Origin of the sequence: Enterococcus sp. DIV0756 (assembly GCF_051710745.1) — a bacterium.
Lineage (GTDB): Bacteria > Bacillota > Bacilli > Lactobacillales > Enterococcaceae > Enterococcus_A.
The window spans coordinates 1851519-1874920 of sequence record NZ_JBIOLF010000001.1 but is presented as its reverse complement, the minus strand read 5'-3'; the positions used below and the strand labels follow the sequence as shown (position 1 = coordinate 1874920).

20 protein-coding genes are annotated in these 23402 nt (G+C 37.6%); 19 read left to right on the top strand and 1 reads right to left on the bottom strand.

The annotated features are described in order from the left end of the window. The first annotated feature begins 179 nt into the window (after positions 1 to 179). The 18 genes from IGI44_RS09080 (at position 180) to IGI44_RS08995 (ending at position 19573) form a co-directional block, all read left to right on the top strand. Positions 180 to 551: a VOC family protein gene (locus IGI44_RS09080; RefSeq protein WP_438787443.1), complete on the top strand. Its 372-nt coding sequence runs from the start codon at positions 180 to 182 to the stop codon at positions 549 to 551. A 30-nt stretch (positions 552 to 581) separates the two neighbouring features. Next, positions 582 to 1310: a metallophosphoesterase family protein gene (locus IGI44_RS09075; RefSeq protein ID WP_438787442.1), complete on the top strand. Its 729-nt coding sequence runs from the start codon at positions 582 to 584 to the stop codon at positions 1308 to 1310. Between the two features lie 274 nt (positions 1311 to 1584). Continuing rightward, the gene (locus tag IGI44_RS09070; protein ID WP_438787441.1) at positions 1585 to 2484 is read left to right on the top strand and encodes a DMT family transporter; all 900 of its coding nucleotides are present in this window, start codon (positions 1585 to 1587) and stop codon (positions 2482 to 2484) included. A 94-nt stretch (positions 2485 to 2578) separates the two neighbouring features. Beyond that, a complete protein-coding gene (locus tag IGI44_RS09065; RefSeq protein WP_438787440.1) occupies positions 2579 to 4759 on the top strand; it encodes a Tex family protein in 2181 nt (726 codons plus the stop codon). Continuing rightward, entirely contained in the window at positions 4752 to 5201 is a 450-nt protein-coding gene (locus IGI44_RS09060; protein ID WP_438787439.1) for a SprT family protein, read from the top strand. Before IGI44_RS09065 ends, IGI44_RS09060 begins: the two co-directional genes overlap by 8 nt. 102 nt (positions 5202 to 5303) lie before the next feature. Then, a complete protein-coding gene (gene murC / locus IGI44_RS09055; protein WP_438787438.1) occupies positions 5304 to 6638 on the top strand; it encodes a UDP-N-acetylmuramate--L-alanine ligase in 1335 nt (444 codons plus the stop codon). A 164-nt stretch (positions 6639 to 6802) separates the two neighbouring features. Further along, the gene (locus IGI44_RS09050) at positions 6803 to 7282 is read left to right on the top strand and encodes a MaoC/PaaZ C-terminal domain-containing protein (RefSeq protein ID WP_438787437.1); all 480 of its coding nucleotides are present in this window, start codon (positions 6803 to 6805) and stop codon (positions 7280 to 7282) included. Next, positions 7275 to 7958 (top strand): Bax inhibitor-1/YccA family protein, encoded by a 684-nt coding sequence (locus IGI44_RS09045; protein ID WP_438787436.1) that lies wholly within the window; start codon positions 7275 to 7277, stop codon positions 7956 to 7958. The genes IGI44_RS09050 and IGI44_RS09045 overlap by 8 nt, the downstream gene beginning before the upstream one ends. A gap of 312 nt (positions 7959 to 8270) precedes the next feature. After that, positions 8271 to 10910, top strand: a complete 2640-nt coding sequence (gene polA / locus IGI44_RS09040; protein WP_438787435.1) for a DNA polymerase I — start codon at positions 8271 to 8273, stop codon at positions 10908 to 10910. 48 nt (positions 10911 to 10958) lie between these two features. Next, complete coding sequence (gene mutM / locus IGI44_RS09035) at positions 10959 to 11792, top strand: DNA-formamidopyrimidine glycosylase (RefSeq protein ID WP_438787434.1); 834 nt, start codon at positions 10959 to 10961, stop codon at positions 11790 to 11792. A gap of 3 nt (positions 11793 to 11795) precedes the next feature. Continuing rightward, entirely contained in the window at positions 11796 to 12395 is a 600-nt protein-coding gene (gene coaE / locus IGI44_RS09030; protein WP_438787433.1) for a dephospho-CoA kinase, read from the top strand. Between the two features lie 133 nt (positions 12396 to 12528). Then, positions 12529 to 13002, top strand: a complete 474-nt coding sequence (gene nrdR / locus IGI44_RS09025; RefSeq protein WP_438787432.1) for a transcriptional regulator NrdR — start codon at positions 12529 to 12531, stop codon at positions 13000 to 13002. 11 nt (positions 13003 to 13013) lie between these two features. After that, positions 13014 to 14327, top strand: coding sequence for a DnaD domain protein (locus IGI44_RS09020; protein WP_438787431.1), 1314 nt, complete (start codon positions 13014 to 13016; stop codon positions 14325 to 14327). Then, the gene (gene dnaI, locus IGI44_RS09015; protein ID WP_438787430.1) at positions 14327 to 15253 is read left to right on the top strand and encodes a primosomal protein DnaI; all 927 of its coding nucleotides are present in this window, start codon (positions 14327 to 14329) and stop codon (positions 15251 to 15253) included. Before IGI44_RS09020 ends, dnaI begins: the two co-directional genes overlap by 1 nt. A gap of 116 nt (positions 15254 to 15369) precedes the next feature. Then, positions 15370 to 16083, top strand: a complete 714-nt coding sequence (locus IGI44_RS09010) for a tRNA (adenine(22)-N(1))-methyltransferase (protein ID WP_438787429.1) — start codon at positions 15370 to 15372, stop codon at positions 16081 to 16083. Further along, positions 16064 to 17185 carry a Nif3-like dinuclear metal center hexameric protein gene (locus IGI44_RS09005; protein WP_438787428.1) on the top strand — a complete coding sequence of 374 codons (1122 nt, stop codon included), beginning with the start codon at positions 16064 to 16066 and terminating at the stop codon, positions 17183 to 17185. The genes IGI44_RS09010 and IGI44_RS09005 overlap by 20 nt, the downstream gene beginning before the upstream one ends. Before the next feature lie 23 nt (positions 17186 to 17208). Next, positions 17209 to 18438, top strand: a complete 1230-nt coding sequence (gene pepT, locus IGI44_RS09000; RefSeq protein WP_438787427.1) for a peptidase T — start codon at positions 17209 to 17211, stop codon at positions 18436 to 18438. A gap of 100 nt (positions 18439 to 18538) precedes the next feature. Next, positions 18539 to 19573 carry a lysylphosphatidylglycerol synthase transmembrane domain-containing protein gene (locus tag IGI44_RS08995; protein WP_438787426.1) on the top strand — a complete coding sequence of 345 codons (1035 nt, stop codon included), beginning with the start codon at positions 18539 to 18541 and terminating at the stop codon, positions 19571 to 19573. A gap of 22 nt (positions 19574 to 19595) precedes the next feature. Here the strand turns inward: IGI44_RS08995 and IGI44_RS08990 are convergent, their stop codons facing one another. Continuing rightward, positions 19596 to 20606, bottom strand: a complete 1011-nt coding sequence (locus tag IGI44_RS08990) for a zinc-binding alcohol dehydrogenase family protein (RefSeq protein WP_438787425.1) — start codon at positions 20604 to 20606, stop codon at positions 19596 to 19598. 156 nt (positions 20607 to 20762) lie between these two features. Here IGI44_RS08990 and clpB point away from each other — a divergent pair, with 156 nt between their 5' ends. Beyond that, positions 20763 to 23366 (top strand): ATP-dependent chaperone ClpB, encoded by a 2604-nt coding sequence (gene clpB, locus IGI44_RS08985; RefSeq protein ID WP_438787424.1) that lies wholly within the window; start codon positions 20763 to 20765, stop codon positions 23364 to 23366. Positions 23367 to 23402: the final 36 nt, after the last annotated feature.

Sequence of the window (23402 nt, the reverse complement as noted above, 5' to 3'; positions counted from 1 at the left end):
CCAAGTCTTTTTTAGTACACTCATATTACGGATAGTGTTAGCAATACAGTTTTGCTATACAAGTAGGGACAATAGAAACGATTAGTTTAATGGTTCTGATTGATTGATAGTTATTCAAGTGAGACGCTTTGATATCTTGAATAACTGTCAATTAAAAAAAATTGTTTGGAGTGAAAAGTTTGTTTAATGAACAGGTAAAAGTAATTTTATATGCAGATGATGTGCAAAAGGCCAGCGAATTTTGGCAAAGTTTGGGTTTTGTAGAAATTAGTTTTGAAGAGCTGGACGGATCAAGGGTAGCTGAAGTGGCCATGAGCAAAACCAGTACCACGCATCTAGTAATCTACGATAGAGAATTTATTGAAAAAAATGATGATGAAGTCGTTGAACCTTCTCCCGCGTTGATTTTTGGTAGTGATGACGTCATGTCGTTATACAAAAAACTGCAAACTGTAGATGTTCAGTTAGGTGAGTTGGCTCAAATTGGTGAGGAATTTGTATTTAATTTTGTTGATAAAGATGGTAATTATTTTGTAGTGTCGGGTAGTTAAAAGCGTCTTCGATTAAAAGGAGCGAATCAAATGGAGCAAGTTTTTGTAATTGGTGATATTCATGGCGAGTACGAAATGTTCCGTGAAATCTTGAAGAAGTATCAACCGGAGAAACAGCAACTAATCTTAATCGGAGATCTCAATGATCGAGGGCCGAAAAGTAAAGATTGCTGGCTTTTAGGGATGGAACTCGTTGAGAAATATGAGGCAGTTTATTTACGTGGCAATCATGAGCAATATTTTTTAGAATTTATGGATAATCCCGAAGATTGGTTTCCAAGCTATTTGTATAATGGTGGAAAAGAAACAATCGAAAGTCTACTACATAAAGGGGCAACAGAGGAATACTCGCCGACTGAGATTGCCATGATGATTCGTAGTCGCTATAAAAAAGTTCTTGATTTTTTGGCAGAACGTCCATTGTATTGTGAGTGGGGAGATTATGTTTTTGTTCATGCTGGAGTTGATTTAACAAAAGAATGGCGTGAGACATCTCCACAGGATTTTTTGTGGATTCGCGAACCATTTCATGAAGGAAAAAATAATACTGGAATGACAATCGTATTTGGACATACGATTACACCGATGCTCTATGGTGATATGGAAACTACGGCTCTCTGGAAATCAGATGGAAAGATCGGGATTGACGGCGGGGCAGTCTTTGGTGGGACATTGCACGGGGTAGTCTTTGATAAAGATGGTATTGTCCATGATTATGAAATTCCCAATAAAGATGGTCCATGGCAACCTGACTTTTAATAAATGACTTATGGTTTCCGATTTGATTAATAACTTGTGCTATAAAAGAATCGGAGTTATCAGTAGATAAGTCGAGCGCTCGAAAACTTTCTAATTGGAAAGAAAAAAGAGCGTTCGCTTTCTTTTTTGTAAGTTCCTGTTAGAAATCCTTGCAGGTCAAAGTATCGTCTATTGTTCGACTGGTAAGAAAAAAAAGCTGCTTCATTTGAAAGTATTTCAACTGTATAAGAGGCTAATTATAACTGCAAAATCAAATAAAGGAAGGTGTGTACCCTTGTCAGATACAATAAAAGGACATTTAGCCGCAAGTTTAACTGTGACCATATGGGCGCTAACATTTATTTCTACTAAAGTATTACTAAAAGATTTTCTGCCGATCGAGATTCTATTTATTCGCTTTTTGATTGGCTTTTTTATTTTGGCGCTTATTTCACGGAAGCTTTTGCCCTTCAAAAATTGGCATGAAGAAGCTTTTTATATGATAGCTGGTTTATTTGGCGTTTTCCTATATTATTATTTGGAAAATGTAGCGTTGACCTATACTTTAGCGATGAATGTTGGAATTATTGGTTCAGTTAGTCCATTTATGACGGCTTTAATTAGTCGTTTTGTGCTGAAACAAGGAATGATTCCACGTGTATTTGTTTTAGGTTTTATCTGTTCAATGATTGGAATTTCATTGATAAGTCTTTCAGGAACATTAAATGTAAATCCGATTGGCGATGGGTTAGCATTGCTGGCAACGATTTGCTGGGCATCCTATTCCTTGATCATCAAAAAAATTAGTGGATTTGGCTATGGAACAATTGTTACAACACAACGGATATTCTTCTACGGGCTATTGTTTATGGTACCAGTTCTACTAATTTCTATAGATTCTTTTGATTTTTCACGCTTCATGAAGATGGGAAATTTCGCCAACCTTCTGTTTTTAGGTATTGGTGCATCTGCACTATGTTTTGTTACTTGGAATTTCTCGGTTAAGAACCTAGGGGCCGTTCGCGCAGCAGTCTATATCTACACGATTCCCATGCTGACAACACTAGCTTCTGTGTTTATTTTGGGTGAAATAATGACGGTTAAAACATTTTTTGGAATTTTACTAACTCTATCAGGCTTGATTTTATCCGAGCTGCCTAATATTTTGCATCGACGAAAAAAATTGGAAGAATAAAAATAGATCTGCGAATGAGGTTTTAAGGCTACTAAGCAATCTTTCAAGAAGTATGATAAAATAAAAAAGATTTTGGATGAAATGAGGAATTAAAATGGCAGAAGGTTTAAACCAAGCAATCATTCAACTACTGAATAAAGAAATGACGGACTATCGTCCGCAACAGATTAATGTCGTTTTGACACTATTGACTGACGGAAATACCGTTCCTTTTATAGCGCGATATCGAAAGGAAATGACCGGTAGTCTAGATGAAGTGCAAATTCGAGAAATCGAAGAACGGTATAATTATTTAGAAAACTTAGAAAAGCGTAAACAGGAAGTATTGCGCTTAATTGACGAACAGGGAAAACTGACAGAAGAACTGGCTCAAAAAATCCAAAAAGCAGTCAAAGTTCAAAAGGTCGAAGATTTATATCGTCCATATAAACAAAAACGTCGGACAAAAGCCACGATTGCCAAAGAAAATGGGTTGGAACCATTAGCAGACTATCTGATGAGCTTCCCACAATCTGGTGATGTTTATGCTAAAGCTGGTGAATTTACCAATGAAAATGTTGCAAATGCAGAAGAAGCCTTGCAAGGTGCCCATGAAATCGTAGCAGAGCAGATCAGTGACAACCCTGATTTTCGGACATGGATTCGGACGTTTACAAAAAATAAAGGGGTATATCAAAGCAAAGTCAAAGATGCTGAGAAAGATGAAAAAGGTGTCTATGAAATGTATTACGATTTTGCTGAACCGATCAATAAAATGGTTTCTCATCGTGTTTTAGCATCTAATCGTGGTGAAAAGGAAGAAATTTTAAAAGTCTCGATTGTCGTAGAAGAAGATAAAATATTTGACTATCTAGAACGTCAGTTAGTAAAAAATAATCGGGCCATCACTGCAGAGTTTGTTTGTGAAGCTTATAAAGATAGCTATAAACGTTTTATTGGTCCCGCGATTGAACGTGAAATTCGAAATGAGTTGACGGAAGAGGCTGACGAACAGGCCATTAATATTTTTGGAGAAAACCTGCGCAATTTATTATTACAACCACCATTGAAAGGGAAAGTTGTCCTAGGATTCGATCCAGCGTATCGAACAGGTTGTAAGTTAGCCGTTGTTGATGAAACTGGAAAAGTTTTAGCGATTGAAGTGATTTATCCGCACAAACCAGCCCCGCAGGCCAAACGACAGGCTGCTGGCCCTGCATTTCAGGAATTAATTAATAAATATGGTGTTGAAATGGTAGCCATTGGAAATGGAACAGCTAGTCGCGAGTCAGAACTATTTGTAGCGGATCAGTTAAAACAAGTTCAACAAGAAGTTTTTTATGTAATCGTCAATGAAGCAGGAGCTTCTGTCTATTCTGCTAGCGATATCGCTCGGACTGAATTTCCTGATTTACAGGTGGAAGAACGAAGCGCAGTCAGTATCGCTCGCCGTTTGCAAGATCCATTGTCAGAGTTAGTAAAAATCGATCCCAAAGCAGTCGGTGTTGGCCAATATCAGCACGATGTTTCGCAAAAACGACTTTCTGAACGCTTGGACTTTGTAGTGGAAACAGCGGTCAATCAAGTTGGTGTGAATGTTAATACCGCCAGCCCACAGTTACTGCAGTACGCTTCTGGTTTAAATAAGACAACTGCACAAAATATTGTCACTTATCGTGAAGAAAATGGAGCGTTCACTTCGCGCCCACAATTGAAAAAAGTGCCTCGTTTGGGACCAAAAGCTTATGAACAAGCAATCGGCTTCTTGCGTATTCCTGAAGCTAAAAATATTTTAGATACAACGGCAATTCATCCAGAGAGCTACGATAGCACCAAAGAAATTTTGGCACTAGCTGAAGTTGATTTGAAATCGTTAGGCACGGAAGAAGCAACAGAAAAAATTAAAGCATTGCAGCTAAGTCAGTTACAGCAAAAACTTGAAATCGGTAAGGAAACGATTAAGGATATTCTACAGGCTTTACTTCAACCTGGTCGCGACATGCGGGACGAAATGCCGGCTCCTTTGTTACGTCAAGATGTACTGACAATGGAGGATCTACAAGCAGGTATGGAACTGCAGGGAACGGTTCGGAATGTGATTGATTTTGGAGCCTTCGTTGACATTGGCGTGAAGCAAGATGGCCTAGTTCATATTTCTAAATTGAGTAAAAAATACGTTAAACATCCAACAGATGTTGTATCTGTCGGAGATGTGGTGACCGTTTGGGTCGAAGCAGTAGATGTTAAAAAAGGCCGTATTAGCTTGACGATGGTCCAAAGTGATAAAAATGACTAATCAAGAGTTACAGGCTCTCGTCGAAAAGATTTCTCAGGAATCTTTTCGACGACCCTTTTGTCATAAAGCCAGTTTTAATCGCCGGTTAAAAACAACAGGTGGACGTTATCATTTAAAGAGTCACGATTTAGATTTTAATCCAGTTCTTTTCGAAAAATATGGCGAAGTAGAGTTGATCAAAGTGATCAAGCATGAGCTCTGCCACTATCACCTACATTTGGCTGGAAGAGGGTATCAACATAAGGATCTGGAATTCAAACAATTATTAAAAGCAACAGGTGGAACGCGATTTGCGCCAAAACTTGTGATAGAAAAGTATCATGTATATTCATGCGAAAAATGCGATCAAGAAGTAAAACGCCGTCGAAAGCTCGATACAAAACGCTATGTGTGTGGAAATTGTCATGGAAAGCTGAATTTTTTGAAGACGATTGAAATATAGGTAGAGAAAAAGCGCTTAAGAGAATAAAAGATTGCTATTTTTGCAGATTTATATGATAATGTGAACCGCAAACAATTTTGTACATATAAGGAAGAGGATTAAATGAATAATAAAGACACACTTTATCATTTTGTTGGAATCAAAGGATCAGGGATGAGTTCATTGGCTTTGGTCTTGCATGAAAAGGGCTACCATGTACAAGGTTCTGACGTCGAAAAATATTTTTTCACACAACGTGACTTAGAAAAAGCCGGCATTACTATTTTGCCATTTAGTAAAGATAATATTAAAGAGGGCATGAAGATCATTCAAGGAAATGCTTTTCCTGATACTCATGAAGAAATTGCTCGGGCGAAGGAACTAGGATTAGAGATCGTCCGCTATCATGATTTCATTGGTGAATTCATCCAACCTTACACAAGTATTGCAGTAACGGGCTCACATGGGAAAACAAGTACGACTGGGTTATTGGCTCATGTCTTAAACGGTTTAGCACCTACAAGTTACTTGATTGGTGACGGAACGGGGCATGGAGTACCTGATGCAACATTCTTTGCGTTTGAAGCTTGCGAATACCAACGCCATTTTCTAGCGTATGCACCTGATTACTCAATCATGACGAATATTGATTTTGATCACCCAGATTATTTCAAGAGTATCGCTGATGTATTCGAAGCATTTCAAACGTTGGCTTCACAAGTCAAAAAAGGAATCTTCGCTTATGGGGATGACGAATACTTACGAAAATTGAAAGCAAATGTGCCAATTTATTATTATGGATTATCTGAAAACGATGATATTCAAGCACGCAACATTGTACGTACAACAAATGGTTCTGCTTTTGATGTTTATCATAAAGAGAAGTTTATCGGACGTTTTTCTGTTCCATCATTCGGCAAGCACAATATTCTAAATGCGCTATCCGTTATTGCAGTGGCCTATTTTGAAGGATTAGACATGGACAAAGTCAAAGAAGAAATGTTGACTTTCTCTGGTGTTAAACGTCGTTTTACTGAGAAAAAGGTTGCTGACATGATTATCGTGGACGATTATGCGCACCACCCAGCTGAAATTAAAGCGACAATTGATGCTGCTCGTCAAAAATATCCGGAAAAAGAATTGGTAGCAGTTTTCCAACCGCATACTTTTACTCGGACGATTGCACTGATGGACGAGTTTGCTGAAGCATTGGATAAAGCGGATCAGGTTTACTTATGTGATATCTTCTCATCTGCTCGTGAAACAGCTGGCGATGTAAAAATTGAAGACTTAGGTGAAAAGATTCAAAAAGGCGGACAGGTAATCAAAGAAGAAAACATGTCACCTTTATTGGATCATGAAAATGCAGTAGTGATCTTTATGGGGGCCGGTGATGTTCAAAAATTTGAACGGGCTTACGAGGATCTGTTAAGCAATACAACACGTAACGTTCTATAACGTAAAAGAAGGGTTCCGACATTTTTTTGTCCGAACCCTTCTTTTAACAATTTTTTTGAAACGAATGATATCGTGGCTTTAGAAATCTTTATACGAAAGTATGCACAAACTTGTGTTTTAGATGCTTTCTGATAAAATAATGAGTAGAACACATTACGGAGGGAATGAATTTGTATAATATGAAGGCTCGGAAAATAGGCAAAACGATTGACGAAATTGAGGAAGGTGACTCGTTATCGTTAACGGAATCGATCGAAGATAATCAGATTCTTTTATACTTAGGATTGACAAATGATGCAAATCCTTTGTACATTCAGCACGACTACGCAAAAGAAACTGAGTATGAACGACCACTTGTACCATCGATCATGCTGATGGGGATTATTACAAGTGCGATTTCAAAACATTTACCAGGACCGGGTTCTCACGTGGTGAACTTCTCAATCAATTTTATTGATCCAGTTTTCCACTATGAAACATTAACCTTTGAATTTGAAGTAATCAAAGTAGACAAAATGAAAGATGTCGTTACTATTTCTGTCGAAGCTGTTGAATCAACGGATAACGAAGAAAAACGCATTTTAGATGCTGTGGTGATGGTGAAACCACCACAAGCACAGTTAGGAGAAGAGATAAATGAATAATCAAGAGACACGCGTTTATGGCCTAAATCGTTTCTATGGAAAGATTTATGCATTTTTGGCTTTAGGAATTGGAATTAGTGCAGTAATTTCCTATATGGCTTTAGGCCCTTGGGCTTATCAAGTTGGAAGTTTCATTCAAAACTTTCCATTAGGCTTTTGGGGGATTTGGATTGCTGAGATTGCACTTGTCATTTTCCTTGGAGTAAAGGCACAAAAAAATCCAACACTAGCTATCAGTGGTTTTATCGTTTACTCTGCTTTAAACGGTCTGACTTTAGCTGTTACGTTGGCAATGTACGATTTAGGTACGGTGACCCAAGCCTTTGTTACGGCGTCAGCTACTTTTCTAGTAATGTCGTTAGTAGGTTCTTTTACTAAACGTGATTTATCAGGAATCGGGCGAGCTGCATTGAGCTGTTTATTAGGAATTATCATTGCAATGCTATTGAATGTCTTTGTATTGCATAGTGGTGCGGTTGATTTCTTCATTTCCATTTTAATGGTCGTAATTATGTCAGGTATTACCGCTTATGATAATCAAATGATTCGTAAAATCTACCTTGGTACAAATGGCGAAGCAGGAAACGGAGTTGCCGTATTTATGGCCTTGCAGCTATACCTAGATTTCATTAACCTATTCATTTCATTCTTACGAATTTTCGGAAATAGCAAATAGAGGCGAGCAATCGTCTCTTTTTTTATTTCAAGGATTAAACAATGAGAGAAGTAATTTAATTACTTGAAGAGAGTAAAATGATTTTTCTTGTTTTTAAAACGTTAAAAGGAAAAAGAAATCTACAAAACTTGACTGCATTCTTTTCATTTCATTGCAGTCTTTGTTAAAATGAAACGTGAGCTTGTCGATATACACAAGAGGAAACTTGATTCGTTTACTGTTTTCACAATTATGACTTAGGGTTCAATTTTACTAAAAATAAGAACCATACTTAGTGATGAACAGAAAAAAATAATAGTAGGAGTCGAAGGTATGAGTGAAAAGAAATTATTATTAGTTGACGGAAATAGTGTAGCATTCCGTGCTTTTTTTGCCTTGCATAATTCGCTGGAGCGATTTAAAAACAAAAATGGCCTGCACACAAATGCGATTTATGCATTTAATAACATGTTTGAAAATGTGATGGATCGCGAAAAACCGACCCATGTTTTGGTGGCTTTTGACGCGGGAAATACCACCTTCCGAACGGCTATGTATTCTGAGTATAAGGGTGGTCGTTCAAAGACGCCTGGAGAGTTTCGCGAGCAAATGCCTTACTTACGTGAATTATTAGTCGGTTTAGGGGTTAAACATTATGAATTAGATAATTACGAAGCGGATGACATCATTGGAACCTTAGCACACAAGGCAGAAGATGAAGGCTATGAAGTTGTTGTTTTATCTGGAGATCGTGATTTAACGCAGTTAGCCACAGATAAGATCAAGGTGGATATTACGGTTAAGGGTGTTAGTGAAATCGAGTCTTATACACCGGAACATGTTGCTGAAAAATATGACGGTTTAACCCCAAATCAAATTATCGACATGAAGGGGCTTGCTGGAGATACTTCAGATAACTACCCTGGTGTAACGAAAGTCGGAGAAAAGACAGCAATCAAATTATTGAAGCAGTTTGGCAGTGTTGAAGGTGTATACGAAAACATTGATGAGCTAAAGAAAAGTAAGATGAAAGAAAATCTGATCAATGACAAGGATCAGGCCTTTTTATCGAAAGAATTAGCAACAATCAAATTAGATGCACCAGTTGAAATTTCCATTGATGAATTAGTGTATACTGGAAAAGATTTGGATAAGCTTATTCCTTTCTTTAAGGAAATGGATTTCAAAGGCTTTTTAAGCAAACTGAACGTGGAAGAAGAAGAAGTCGAGTTAGAAGACATCCATTTTGAAGTTGTTACAGAGTTCAATGAAAAAATGTTTGGCCCGGATTCAGCTCTATATGTCGAAATGCTGGAAGATAACTATCATATCTCTGATATTGTGGGTGTCGCTTGGGGTACAAAAGATAAAATCTATGTAACGAACGAACTGGCTTTGTTTGAAAATGAAGCCTTCAAGAAATGGCTAGAGACTGCGAATGGTAAGAAAGTTTATGACGCTAAGCGTACCTATGTGGCATTGAATCGTTATAGTACAAAAACTGAGGGAATCAACTTTGATGTGTTATTAGCCGCATATCTATTAGATACGAATGATAACAGTAACGATATTGCTGGCGTGGCACAATACTATGGTTATACAGAAATTCAAACTGACGACCAGATTTACGGAAAGGGCGCCAAAAAAGGGTTGCCCGAAGATGATGAAATTTTCTTTGGACACCTAGCTCGCAAAATCAAAGCCATCCATTTTCTAAACGATAAGTTAGAGAAAGAATTGGAAGAAAAGAAACAGGATAAGCTATTTTATCAAATGGAACTACCACTTTCTCGTATTTTAGCAGAAATGGAAATTGCTGGGATAACCGTTAACGCCCAAACCTTACAGGGAATGCGGGGAGAATTTTCAAAACGTCTACAGGAAATTGAAGAAAAAATCTATCAAGAAGCAGGCGAAGAATTCAATATCAATTCACCAAAACAGTTAGGTGTAATTTTGTTTGAAAAAATGAATCTGCCCGTTATTAAGAAAACGAAGACGGGTTATTCTACGGCTGTCGACGTATTAGAACAGTTACGTGAACAAGCGCCAATCGTTGAACATATCTTAAATTATCGTCAAATCGCAAAGATTCAATCAACGTATGTTGAAGGCTTATTAAAGGTGATTCAAAGTGATAATAAAATTCACACTCGCTATATTCAAACCTTGACGCAAACAGGTCGATTAAGTTCAGTTGATCCTAATCTGCAAAATATTCCGATTCGTTTGGAAGAAGGTCGAAAGATTCGTCAGGCTTTTGTCCCTCGCGATGAAAACTGGGTGATTTATTCTTCTGACTATTCACAGATTGAACTACGAGTTCTCGCACATATTTCTGGTGATGAGCATTTGAAACAGGCGTTCCGAGATGGGATGGATATCCATACTAGTACCGCGATGCGAGTCTTCAATGTCACTGAAGATGAAGTGACACCGAATATGCGACGCAATGCCAAAGCAGTAAACTTCGGAATCGTTTATGGTATTTCCGATTATGGCTTATCGCAAAATTTAGGGATTACGCGTAAGGCAGCGCAAGAGTATATTGATACGTATTTTGAAAACTATCCTGATGTGAAACGCTACATGGAAGAAAGTGTGCGTGAGGCAAAAGATAAAGGCTATGCGGCAACACTTTATAATCGTCGACGCTATTTACCAGATATCAATGCAAGAAACTTCAATCTTCGTTCATTCGCAGAGCGGACGGCCATCAACACGCCGATTCAAGGTAGTGCAGCAGATATTTTGAAGCTAGCGATGATCGAAATGGCTAAACGTTTGAAGGAAGAAAAATTACAGGCAACAATGCTATTGCAAGTACACGATGAACTGGTCTTTGAAGTTCCAGAAAGTGAATTGGAACAATTAGATAAGTTAGTGAAGGAAGTAATGGAAAATACCGTTCAGTTGGATGTTCCGTTGTTAACTGACAGTAATTGGGGTAAAACGTGGTATGAAGCAAAATAATAGAAAGCTGGGAGAGATTCCAGCTTTTTGGTTTAGGAGTGAAATATTATGCCAGAATTACCAGAAGTTGAGACAGTCAGAAAGGGGCTAGTTTCTTTAGTTAAGGGCAAGACAATTACCAAAGTAGACGTCTATTGGCCACGTATTATAGAATTTCCAGAAGTCGAAATTTTTCAACAACAATTAATTGGCGAAACAATTAAAACGGTTGATCGACGTGGAAAGTATTTAATTTTTAAATTTTCTCATTATGAAATGGTGTCACATTTACGGATGGAAGGAAAATATGAATATTTTGATCAACCGACTACTCTAGACAAACACAGCCATGTCCGTTTCATTTTTACTGATGGATCTGAGCTAATTTATCATGATGTACGAAAATTCGGTCGAATGGCTTTATTGAAAAAAGGAATGGCGAAGGAATATAAAGGTTTGATGCAGTTAGGCCCGGAACCAACAGATACAGATTTTGATTTAGCTGATTTTAAGGTTAAATTGAAGAAGGCTTCAACCATGATCAAGCCCTTATTACTAAATCAAAAGGTAGTGGCAGGCTTAGGGAACATTTACGTTGATGAGGTGCTCTGGTTGGCTAAGATTCATCCTGAACAACCCGCAAATACATTGAGCTCACAAAAAGTCGGTCATTTACGTGAAGCGATTATCGAGGTGATCGGAAAAGCGAAAAAAGCTGGGGGAACGACGATTCGAACGTATTTAAATGCGTTGGGAGAGGCAGGTCACTTTCAACAGGAGTTGCATGTCTATGGGCAAACCGGAAAACCATGCTCGCGATGCGGCACACCCATTATTAAAATTAAAGTAGCGCAGAGAGGAACACATCTATGTCCTCATTGTCAAAAACTGAAGAAGGTGTAAGAAATGAGCTTCGTATTAGGTGTCACTGGTGGAATCGCTAGTGGAAAATCGACCGTCGTTAATTTTTTTAAAACAGAAGGCTTCCCAGTTGTTGATGGAGATATTGTGGCTCGCGAAGTGGTTGAGCCGGGAAGTGAAGGATTAAACGCTTTAGAAGAAATGTTCGGATCAGAAATTCTACAAAAAGACGGCAGTCTAGATCGTAAAAAACTAGGAGCATTAATTTTTCAAAATGAGCAAAAACGACAAGTATTAAACAAAACACTTGATCCGTTTATTCGAGGAGAGATCGAAAAACAAACCGTTGAAGCAAAAAACAAGAGTGATTTAGTGATTGTGGATATTCCGCTTTTATTCGAGGGACATTATGAAGCGATGATGAGTGCAGTGGCAGTTGTCTATGTCACGCCAGAAATTCAATTGAAACGATTAATGAATAGAAATGATCTCTCCGAAAAAGCTGCTTTGGCTCGGATTAATAGTCAACTTTCACTGGAGCAAAAGAAAAAACGAGCGGACATTGTATTTGATAATTGTGATTCTCAAGAAAGAACCAAAGAACAGGTCTTAGATTGGTTAAAGAAAAACAAATTTGTTTCTTAAAGAATTCAGCGTCGTAGCTTTACGACGCTTTTTTTAGTGGACTGGTTATGGTAAACTCTTGTTATATAAACAAAATAATTATTCACATATAATTAGTGAATTTGTCCAATATAAAGAAAGTGTAGGTGGAATTATGCGTTGTCCAAGATGTAATCATAATAATTCTCGAGTAATTGATAGTCGACAGACAGATGATGGGCGAGCAATTCGCCGTAGAAGAGAGTGTGAAAGCTGCGGATTTCGTTTTACGACCTTTGAACGTATCGAAGCTGCCCCGTTATTAGTTGTGAAGCGCAATGGTGATCGCGAAGAATTTAGTCGTGACAAAATCTTGCGTGGATTGATTCGTTCTGCAGAGAAACGTCCAGTAGCGATGGAACAAATGGAACAAATCGTGGATCACGTAGAAAATCGTGTTCGCAGCATGGGAGAAAATGAAATTCTAACTAGCCAAATCGGAGAATTTGTCATGGAGGACTTAATGGAGGTCGATGAAATTGCGTATATCCGTTTCGCGAGTGTATATCGACAGTTTAAAGACATGTCAGTATTCTTAAAGGAATTACAAGAGATCGTTGACAAAGCCAAATCAACGGATGAAGAGTAGGAGGCTTTTTAGTGGCAGAAGAACTAAAACCCAGTACCTTTTACACGGTCTACGGCGAGCCACAACTTGATCAAAGCAAACAAGATGCGCTGCTTTACTTATACCAGCCAATTATCGGAAGTAAGGCGTTAAGTTTATATTTGAATCTTGCGAGTGATGTCACAATAGAAAGAAAAAGTCCTGCTTTAATGCATGCAGAACTATTAGCGGCAATTGATATTGGGTTATCAAGTATGATAAAAGCAAGAGAAAAACTTGAAGGTATTGGTCTATTGAGAACATATAAATTAGAAGATGAAAGTATAGGTATGAACTTGATTTACCAATTGATGACTCCTTCAGATTCTATAGATTTTTTTCAAGATCAACTATTGAGTTTTTTATTGATTGAAAAAATTGGGAGAACTCGCTATGATCGTTTAGTAGAAAGATTTAAACCAAAAGTTTTTGACATGAGTAGTGCCCAAAACATTACAAAGCGCTTTTTTGAAGTGTATCGTTTGGATGAAACTTCATTTGATAGTCAAAGTGATATTTTGGAGCAAACTCAGAGTGATTTTACAACAGAGGAAGAATCTAATTGGAAACTGTTTACGCAACAATTATTACAGGTATATAAGATATCTCTTACTCCCGAAGAACAGTTTAATGTCAAACAACTACAAATTCTTTATGGCTTAAACCCGTTAGACATGGCTCGTTATGTTGCAAATGCGACAGTGGCCGAAAAAGATGGATTAAATCTCAGCTATTTAAGAAAATTAGTAGATAAAGAGAATAGACCTAATCCTGCATTGAAAAGAATTGACAAAAAGAAAAATGTATCTATTAATGAAAAATTTAATTCAAAAGAATTAGAACTTATCAAACAAAGCAAAGAACTTACTCCAATAGATTTTATAAGTTCAATAAAAAATGCTAAAGGAGGCTTTGTTTATGACGGAGAAGTCACATTATTAGACAAATTGATAAAACGAAATATTTTTGATTCAAGTGTAATAAATATGATGATACATTATATTTTAGTAATTAAGAAAAACACAGGAATCAATAAAAATTATCTTGATAGTGTTTCAAATGCTTGGGCGCAAAATAATGTTAGAACCCCAGAAGAAGCTATTCTTTATATGAGAAATGACGGTAATAAACTTATAGGTAAATCACAAGTAGACAAATCGAAATCTCATCATCGAAATACTGGTTTGAGAAGGGATTTACCTGAATATATAAAAAATCCTCCAAAACCAAAAAAAGTAAGTGCAGAAAAGGAAGCGGAAGTAAAACGCAGAATGGCAGAGTTCATGAGAAGGGATGGTGATGATTAATGGAAGATGTTGGTAAAGAATTGAATCGTATAATTATGAGCCGAGGCGTCGATGGACGCTACCGCCAAATGATGGAAGAAATTTTGGATCATCCGGATGTTCGTCAATTTATTGAAAAACATAAAGATAAGCTATCCCAAGAGGATATTGAAAAATCATTTGCAAAATTGTATGAATTTGTACAAGAAAAGAAAAAGTATTTAGCATCAGATCCTACAATGATTGCACCAGGCTATGAGCCGCAATTAAGTCTGAATTTTCATTTCGTAGATGTTATATATGTTCCAACAGATGAATTACTTCGTATGAAGCGGGATGTCGAAATACGAAGCAGAATTAATGCACTGAATATGCCAAAAGATATACGTAATGCTTCAATAAGTACTGTTGATTGGACTGAAGGAAAAAATGATGCCATCGATGCTATAATGAAGTTCATAAAAGAATATACTCAAAGACCTAAAGATTTTCACAAAGCATTATATTTAGTCGGAACCTTTGGTGTAGGTAAAACATATCTCTTAGGAGCTGCTGCTCACGAGCTTGCTTTAAGAGGTTTTGAAACTACACTTGTTCATTTTCCAACGTTTGCTGGTGAAATGAAGCAAGCTATTTCTAATGATCAAGTGGGTCCTAAATTAAATTCAGTTAAGAAAGCACAGATACTAATGATTGATGATATTGGAGCTGAATCAATGAGCGAGTGGATTCGTGATGAAGTGTTAGGAGTGATTTTACAACACCGAATGCAAGAACAACTTCCGACATTTTTCTCTTCAAATACTAATATGGATGATTTGGAATCCTACCTTTCGCTTACAAAAAATGGAAATGAGGATGTACTAAAAGCGAAACGAATAATGGAGCGAGTCCGTTACTTAAGTAAAGAAATAACAGTAACTGGAGAAAATCGTAGAAACGGTTAAAAAAGAAAAAATTCTTAGAAAAAGGAAAACGTCCTATTAAAAAGCGCTATCATTTAGCACTTTTTCAGGGGCGCTTTTTTTAAGGAGTGTTATAATTACTTTTAGGATGTGAAAAAATGAATGCTAAAGATTTATCAATTCGTTTACAAAAAGCAGCAGAGTTTGTGCCACAAGATGCTCGTTTAGCAGATATAGGTTCAGACCATGCTTATCTGCCCGTTGCTTTGATGCTGCAAAGGAAAATTTCTTACGGCATTGCGGGAGAAGTTGTAGTTGGTCCGTATAAATCTGCCCAAAAACAGGTAGCAAAGTATGGATTAGAGAATAAAATTGATGTTCGCTTAGCCGATGGACTTGAAGCGGTATCGTTGAGTGATCAGGTTTCTGCTATTACAATTTGCGGGATGGGCGGTGTCTTGATTCGTGATATCCTACAACGAGGAAAAGAAAAACAACGTCTATCCGGAGAGGAACGGTTGATTTTACAGCCGAATGTCGGTGAACGACAATTACGTCAATGGTTGATAAGTGAAGGATATACAATTACGAATGAATCTATTATAGAAGAGAACAATAAGGTTTATGAAATCATCGTTGCGGATAAGAAGTCGAATCAGCCTACCTACACGGATAAAGAAATTTTCTTTGGACCTGTTTTATTGAAAACAAAAGCCCCTGTTTTTGTCGGAAAATGGCAGCACAAGTTAAACAAGCAGGAAAAGATCTTAAACAGTTTACATCAGAGTGACCAGGATGTTGCGGAAAAAATTCGTGAAGTTATGCAGGAAATTGAATGGATTAAGGAGGTACTTGCAGATGCAGGGAAGTGAGTTTATCCAGCGTTTTGATCAATATTGTCCCGAATGGTTGGCCGAAGATGGCGATCCGGTGGGTTTGCATATTGGCACCTTAAACAAAGAAGTCAATCGAATCATGATGAGCTTGGATGTTCGCCCTGCTGTTGTTGCAGAAGCGATTGAAAAGAAGATTGACCTTCTGGTTGTGAAGCATCCACCGATTTTTCGTCCGGTCTCTCGTTTAACGACAGATGATGTCCAAACTAAGATGTATGCTGATTTAATCAAACATGACATAGCGGTTTATGCAGCACATACCAATATGGACATTATTGATAATGGCTTGAATGATTGGTTTTGTGAAGCATTAGATGTTTATGATACAGAATATTTGATTCCTACTCATACGATTAAGATGAAAAAGCTGGCGGTTTATGTTCCGCAAACGGATGCTAAAAAAATGCGTGAGGCTTTGGCAAAAGCTGGCGCGGGACAGCAAGGAGATTATCACTCAACTTCATTTACTGTAAACGGTACTGGTCGATTTACACCAAATGATCAAGCGAATCCAACTATTGGTTCGGCAAATGTTCCGGAGCAAGTTCAAGAAAGCAAAATCGAAGTGATTTTTCCTGAGACGAAACAAACGCAAGTTGTGTCAGCTATGCTGAAGGCTCATCCGTATGAAGAACCGGCTTACGATATTTATCAGTTGGATAATCTAGCTGAAAATTATGGAATCGGTCGAGTTGGAGAGTTGAAGGAAGCTGTTTCTACGGAGGATTTTATAGCGAAAGTGAAAGAAACTTTCCATTTGGAAGGTTTACGCGTTATTTACCCACATAAAGTAAAGAAAACAATCAAGCGAGTAGCAATATGCGGAGGAAGCGGAGAAAAATTTTACCGGGATGCTTTAGCAGCGAAAGCAGATGTCTATATTACTGGAGATGTTTACTACCATACCGCCCATGACATGCAAGAGACAGGAATGTTGGTAATTGATCCAGGACACTACATTGAGTCCCTATGTAAAGAAAAAATGGTGGACTTATTTAATCAATGGAAAAATGAAGAGGATTGGAAGGTTGATTTCTTTGTTTCTGAGACCTCCACAAACCCTTTTTCATTTAAATAAATAGCATTAAAGGAGAGAGTAAGATGTACGAAAATTTATTACCGCGTTTTTTAAACTATGTTAAGACAGAAACTCGTTCTGATGCGACAAGCACCACAACACCAACAACTCAAACACAGGTGTCTTTTGCCCATGAGCTGATGAAGGAATTAAAAGAAATTGGCATGCAGGATATTACCTACAATGAAAATAACGGTTATGTGATTGCTACTTTGCCAAGCAACCTTGACAAAGAGGCGCGGACTATCGGTTTTATCTCTCATATGGATACAGCAGATTTCAACGCTGATGGAGTTAATCCTCAAATCGTTGAGAATTATGATGGTGAATCTACAATTAAACTAGACGCTGATGGAAAATATACATTGAATGTAAAGGATTTTCCTAACTTAAAAAATTATGCTGGTCAAACATTGATCACAACAGATGGTTCAACGTTACTTGGTTCTGATGACAAATCAGGAATTGCTGAAATTATGACAGCGATGGAGTATTTAATTGCTCATCCTGAAATCAAACACGGAGAAGTACGTGTCGGCTTTGGTCCTGATGAAGAAATCGGTATTGGTGCAGATAAATTCGATGTAAAACAATTCAACACAGATTTTGCTTATACAATGGATGGCGGACCAATTGGTGAATTGCAATATGAAACATTTAGCGCGGCGCAAGCTGAAATTACAATGCATGGTAAAAATGTTCATCCTGGAACGGCTAAAAATACAATGATCAATGCTTTGCAAATGGCGATTGATTTCCACAATCAATTACCAGAAGGCGATCGACCAGAAAAAACGGATGGACGCGAAGGATTTTTCCACTTATTAGCTTTAAATGGTAATGTGGAAGAAGCGAAAATGACTTACATTATTCGCGATCATGATCGTGATAAATTTGAGGAACGTAAGCAAATGATTACGGATCTTCAAACGAAAATGAACAGCCAGTTCGATCAAGAGCGGGTTGAAATTAACATGTATGATCAATATTACAACATGGGCGAAATCATTGAAAAGGATATGAGTGTCATTGATCTAGCTAAAGGCGCGATGGAAGAGGTAGATGTAAAACCAGTTATTGAACCAATTCGCGGAGGAACAGATGGTTCTAAGATCTCATTCATGGGTATTCCTACACCTAATATTTTTGCGGGTGCAGAAAACATGCATGGACGTTTTGAATTTGTCTCATTACAAACGATGGAAAAAGCTGTTGATGTAATTGTGAAGATCATTGAAAATAACGCTAAATAATTTTTTTCTGAAAAAGCTTTGAGGAAACTTGAAGCTTTTTCTTTTTTTGCTCATTCGTATGTGTTAGTCTATAGCAATAAAGAAAAAATGAGGCAAATAAATGAATTTATCAATTAATCGTAAATTGATTCTAAATATCTTAGTGTTTGTGGTTATGATCGGTATTATTGTTTTTGTTATTCGCGATTCGCTAAGTGATATTTTTACTGAATTAGGCAGAACTTCTTTGCCGGTCCTTTTAGGTGTGACAGGACTTGGTTTAATTAGTCAAGTAATTGAAGGGTACACGATTAAAAATATCGCGGGTGAATTTAACCCAGAATTTACCATTCGAGATGGTTTCTTTGCATCAGCATATGCAACTTTCTATCGTGTCATCACATTTGGTACAGGATCAATCGTATCTGAGGTTATTTACTATCACAAAAAAGATCTGAGGTATTCTGAAGGGACAGGGACGAGTGCTTTAAGAATGGTCACGTATAAAGTCGCTTTAATGGTTTGGGCATTGGTTTTTTTAATCGTAAAAAGCGATGCGATTCAAGAACATATTTCAAACGGGATCTTTTTGGTGTTGGCAGGGATTTTGGTAACCTTGGTGATTATTTCTGGCTTGCTGATTTTGAGTTTAAATATTAACGCTCAGGTGCTATTAGTAATCATCTGCAATCGTTTGTTTAAACGTAAAAAATTACGGGATGTCGTCGACCAGGTAAATAATCAAGTTTATTCTTTACGGGGAGCGATCAAAACGTTTATTCGTGATCGTCGTTCTGTTATTCGCGTGTTTTTCTCAAATATGGCAAAGCTGGTTGTTTGGTATTCATTACCATATTTCATTTTGGTTCAGGATTATCCTACTATTGATCTTTGGCTAACAGTGGCTTTCATCAGTTTTACGGTGATTATCGGCGGTGTGTTGCCGGCTCCAGGCGGAATCGGTGGCTTTGAGTTTGTTTATGTTTTACTTTTCCGAAACGTTGTTGGCAGGGTAGATGCGGTGTCTTCATTGTTATTGTACAGATACGCGACATATTTGCTGCCGTTTCTGATTGGGATGATTTATGTACTATTCAACAAGCAGCGACAAATCAATCATGAAATCAAAGAAGCTAAAAAAGAAGTTAACGACTAATGAGCGTTAACTTCTTTTTATTTTAGTAATGAACCACAAGTTTACCAATCATAGTACTTTCTTCTACGAATTGATGTGCCTGATAAAAGACCTCAGGTGTAAATCCAGGGATTATCTTGGTCAAAGTGCTTTGAATCTTTTTCTCCTGCAGTAGCTGAACTAGTAATGCTAAAATGGCACCTTGTGAAGCAGTATTATGATCAAAGTCTGTTTTAGCAAACATGTATTCCCAGTCAAAACTGCCAGATTTATTCTTTAATTTTGCTAGATTTAAGTCTTTGCTTGATTCAACGATCGAACCCAAGTGACCAAAGGGTTCCAACAAATCACTCATCTCTTCAAAATAACGATCAGTGGAATGAAGAATCAAAATGTAAGGCAGTGATTGATAGCCGATTTTTTTAAGTTGTTTGGTCAAATCCTTATGATGGTCAATGATATGATCAGCGCCCATTTTTTCTGACCAATCTTTACTTTCTTTGCGAGAAGCTGTCGTGATGACTGTTAATCCTGCCCATTTAGCTAGTTGAGTCGCAATAGAACCAACACCTCCGGCACCGTTGATTATCAAAATTGTCCCATTGTTTTGATTTTCATTAGGAACCAAATCCATTTTTTCAAATAACATCTCATAAGCGGTGATGAAGGTTAAGGGCATGGCAGCGGCTTCATCCGTTGAAATTCCATTAGGTAACTTTGCGACGATGCGGGAATCAACGACTTGATGTTCGCTATAGCTACCGAATCTTTTAGTGGTACCGGCAAAAAGGACACGGTCGCCGATTTCAAGATGCTTTACTGCACTCCCTAATTGAGTAACAACCCCCACACTGTCAAAGCCTAAAACGTGTGGTTGTGGCGTTCCTTTACCAGTCTGTCTTAATTTTGTATCAACTGGGTTAATAGAGGTCGCCATATTTTTAACGACAAGATCCGTTTTATTTAGTTTAGGAAGCATGACTTCGTAAGTTTCAAAATGGTTTCCGCTTGAGAGCGCAAACCCTTTTTCAAATCCAATCACGCGTGAAATCATTGAATCACTCTCTTTCTATTAATGAGAGAATTGTAGCATTATTTTGTTTTTCTTCATAATAATAAACTTTGATTTTAAAAGGTAAAATGTTTGACCTTTACTGACCATAGTTATATACTATTAATGTAAATGAATAATTATGTCGGAGGTATGCTTATGAATATCGAAAAAATGACGACAACCTTACAAGAAGCAATTGCTGAAGCTCAGCAAATTGCGGTGACAAGACATCATCAGGAAATTGACATCGCTCATGTTTGGAAAATCTTTCTACAGACTAATCACTTTGGTCGCAATTTTTATACGGACGCTGGGATTGATGTGGAACAATTTGAACGTGAAGTTGACAAAGTATTGGATGAATATCCAACTGTCAGTGGTGGCAATGTTCAATATGGTCAAAATATCAGTCAGAATCTTTTTAATTTATTAAATGAAGCTGATCAGTTACGTGAAAAATTTCAAGATGATTTCTTATCAACAGAAATTGTCATTCTAGCCTTGATGAAATTGAAAAATTATTCCTTGACGAAATATTTGAATCAGCAAGGTCTAAATGAACGCGAAGTACAAAAAAATATAGAAGAAATGCGAGGAGGGGATCGAGTGACCTCACAAAATCAAGAAGAAACGTATAAAGCACTAGAAAAATATGGCGTTGACTTAGTTCAACAGGTTAAAAATGGCAAACAAGACCCAATCATTGGACGTGATGAAGAAATTCGTGATGTTATCCGAATACTTTCGCGAAAAACCAAAAATAATCCTGTGTTGATTGGAGAACCTGGTGTAGGTAAAACAGCTATTGTTGAGGGATTGGCCCAACGTATTGTTCGAAAAGATGTACCAGAAAATTTAAAAGACAAAACGGTTTTTTCTTTGGATATGGGCTCATTAATTGCTGGAGCCAAATTCCGCGGGGAGTTTGAAGAACGACTTAAAGCGGTTTTAAAGGAAGTAAAAAAATCGGATGGTCGAATCTTACTGTTTATTGATGAAATCCATAATATCGTTGGGGCTGGAAAAACTGAAGGTAGTATGGACGCTGGGAATATCTTAAAACCGATGTTAGCTCGTGGTGAGTTGCATTTGATTGGTGCTACAACACTGGATGAATACCGTCAATATATGGAAAAAGATAAGGCGTTAGAGCGCCGTTTCCAAAAAGTATTGGTGAAGGAACCAACAGTTGAAGATACGATCAGTATATTACGTGGATTAAAAGAACGCTTTGAAATTCATCATGGTGTAAATATTCATGATAATGCCTTAGTTGCTGCAGCAACACTATCGGATCGCTATATCACAGATCGCTTTTTGCCAGACAAGGCCATTGATTTAGTCGATGAGGCCAGTGCCAGCATTCGCGTAGAAATGAATTCGATGCCGACAGAGCTTGATCAGGTCACTCGCCGATTAATGCAACTGGAAATCGAAGAGGCTGCTCTGAAGAAAGAAAGCGACGATGCTAGTAAGAAACGTTTAGAAAACTTGCAAGAAGAACTGGCTGATCTTCGCGAAGAAACGAATGCAATGAAATTGCAATGGGAAACGGAAAAAGAAGAAGTCAATGTGGTATCAAACAAACGGGCGGAAATTGATCAAGCAAAACATGAACTTGAAGATGCAGAGAACAATTATGATTTAGAGCGAGCAGCTGTATTACGGCATGGTACGATTCCTAATTTGGAAAAAGAGTTAGCTGAATTAGAAGAAAAAAATAAAAAGAATGACATCAAGATGGTGCAAGAATCAGTTACAGAAAATGAAATTGCGCAAGTGGTTGGACGATTAACAGGAATTCCTGTAACCAAATTGGTCGAAGGTGAACGTGAAAAGCTATTAAGTTTGAATAGCACCTTGCACAAACGAGTAATTGGTCAAGATGAGGCCATTGATGCCGTGAGCGATGCTGTATTACGTTCACGTGCGGGGCTACAAGATCCAAATCGTCCATTGGGCTCATTCCTATTCTTAGGACCAACTGGTGTGGGAAAAACGGAACTTGCAAAAGCTTTAGCTGAAAATCTATTTGATTCAGAGGATCATATGGTACGAATCGACATGAGCGAATATATGGAGAAACATTCTGTGTCACGGTTAGTAGGGGCACCTCCAGGTTATGTTGGTTATGAAGAGGGCGGTCAATTGACCGAAGCAGTTCGGAGAAATCCTTACACGATCATTTTGTTAGATGAAATCGAAAAAGCTCATCCAGATGTGTTTAATATTTTATTACAAGTTCTAGATGACGGACGATTGACGGATTCTAAAGGTCGTTTAGTTGATTTTAAGAACACCGTATTGATTATGACTAGCAATATTGGCTCTCAAGTATTGTTGGATGGTGTAACCGCTGAAGGTAAAATTCCTGAAACTACTAAAGAACAGGTATTAAGCATGTTGCGCGGACATTTCAAACCAGAATTTTTGAATCGAATCGATGATACAATTCTATTCACACCATTAAGCTTAGAAGATGTGAAAGGCATTGTTGAGAAAATCGTGCAGCATTTATCTCATCGTTTGGAAGAACAGGAGATTCAACTGGATATCACTGAGGATGCGAAAAGTTGGATCGCAGAAAAAGCTTATGAACCACAATATGGTGCTCGTCCCTTGAAACGTTTCATTACACGAGAAGTGGAAACGCCGCTGGCAAAAGAAATTATTGCTGGTCGGGTAATGCCGAAAACCAAAGTTTCCATCGAATTATTTGATGATCAATTGGCATTTCAGAATCAACCATTGGACGAATAAAATAATTTTGTAATCAAAATAAAATTAGAAATTAAG

Coding starts and splice junctions, on each gene's coding strand:
- IGI44_RS09075 (WP_438787442.1), top strand. CDS start 582: ATGGAGCAAGTTTTTGTAATTGGTGATATTCATGGCGAGTACGAAATG.
- IGI44_RS09065 (WP_438787440.1), top strand. CDS start 2,579: ATGGCAGAAGGTTTAAACCAAGCAATCATTCAACTACTGAATAAAGAA.
- IGI44_RS09060 (WP_438787439.1), top strand. CDS start 4,752: ATGACTAATCAAGAGTTACAGGCTCTCGTCGAAAAGATTTCTCAGGAA.
- murC (WP_438787438.1), top strand. CDS start 5,304: ATGAATAATAAAGACACACTTTATCATTTTGTTGGAATCAAAGGATCA.
- IGI44_RS09050 (WP_438787437.1), top strand. CDS start 6,803: ATGAATTTGTATAATATGAAGGCTCGGAAAATAGGCAAAACGATTGAC.
- IGI44_RS09045 (WP_438787436.1), top strand. CDS start 7,275: ATGAATAATCAAGAGACACGCGTTTATGGCCTAAATCGTTTCTATGGA.
- polA (WP_438787435.1), top strand. CDS start 8,271: ATGAGTGAAAAGAAATTATTATTAGTTGACGGAAATAGTGTAGCATTC.
- mutM (WP_438787434.1), top strand. CDS start 10,959: ATGCCAGAATTACCAGAAGTTGAGACAGTCAGAAAGGGGCTAGTTTCT.
- coaE (WP_438787433.1), top strand. CDS start 11,796: ATGAGCTTCGTATTAGGTGTCACTGGTGGAATCGCTAGTGGAAAATCG.
- nrdR (WP_438787432.1), top strand. CDS start 12,529: ATGCGTTGTCCAAGATGTAATCATAATAATTCTCGAGTAATTGATAGT.
- dnaI (WP_438787430.1), top strand. CDS start 14,327: ATGGAAGATGTTGGTAAAGAATTGAATCGTATAATTATGAGCCGAGGC.
- IGI44_RS09010 (WP_438787429.1), top strand. CDS start 15,370: ATGAATGCTAAAGATTTATCAATTCGTTTACAAAAAGCAGCAGAGTTT.
- pepT (WP_438787427.1), top strand. CDS start 17,209: ATGTACGAAAATTTATTACCGCGTTTTTTAAACTATGTTAAGACAGAA.
- IGI44_RS08995 (WP_438787426.1), top strand. CDS start 18,539: ATGAATTTATCAATTAATCGTAAATTGATTCTAAATATCTTAGTGTTT.
- IGI44_RS08990 (WP_438787425.1), bottom strand. CDS start 20,606: ATGATTTCACGCGTGATTGGATTTGAAAAAGGGTTTGCGCTCTCAAGC.
- clpB (WP_438787424.1), top strand. CDS start 20,763: ATGAATATCGAAAAAATGACGACAACCTTACAAGAAGCAATTGCTGAA.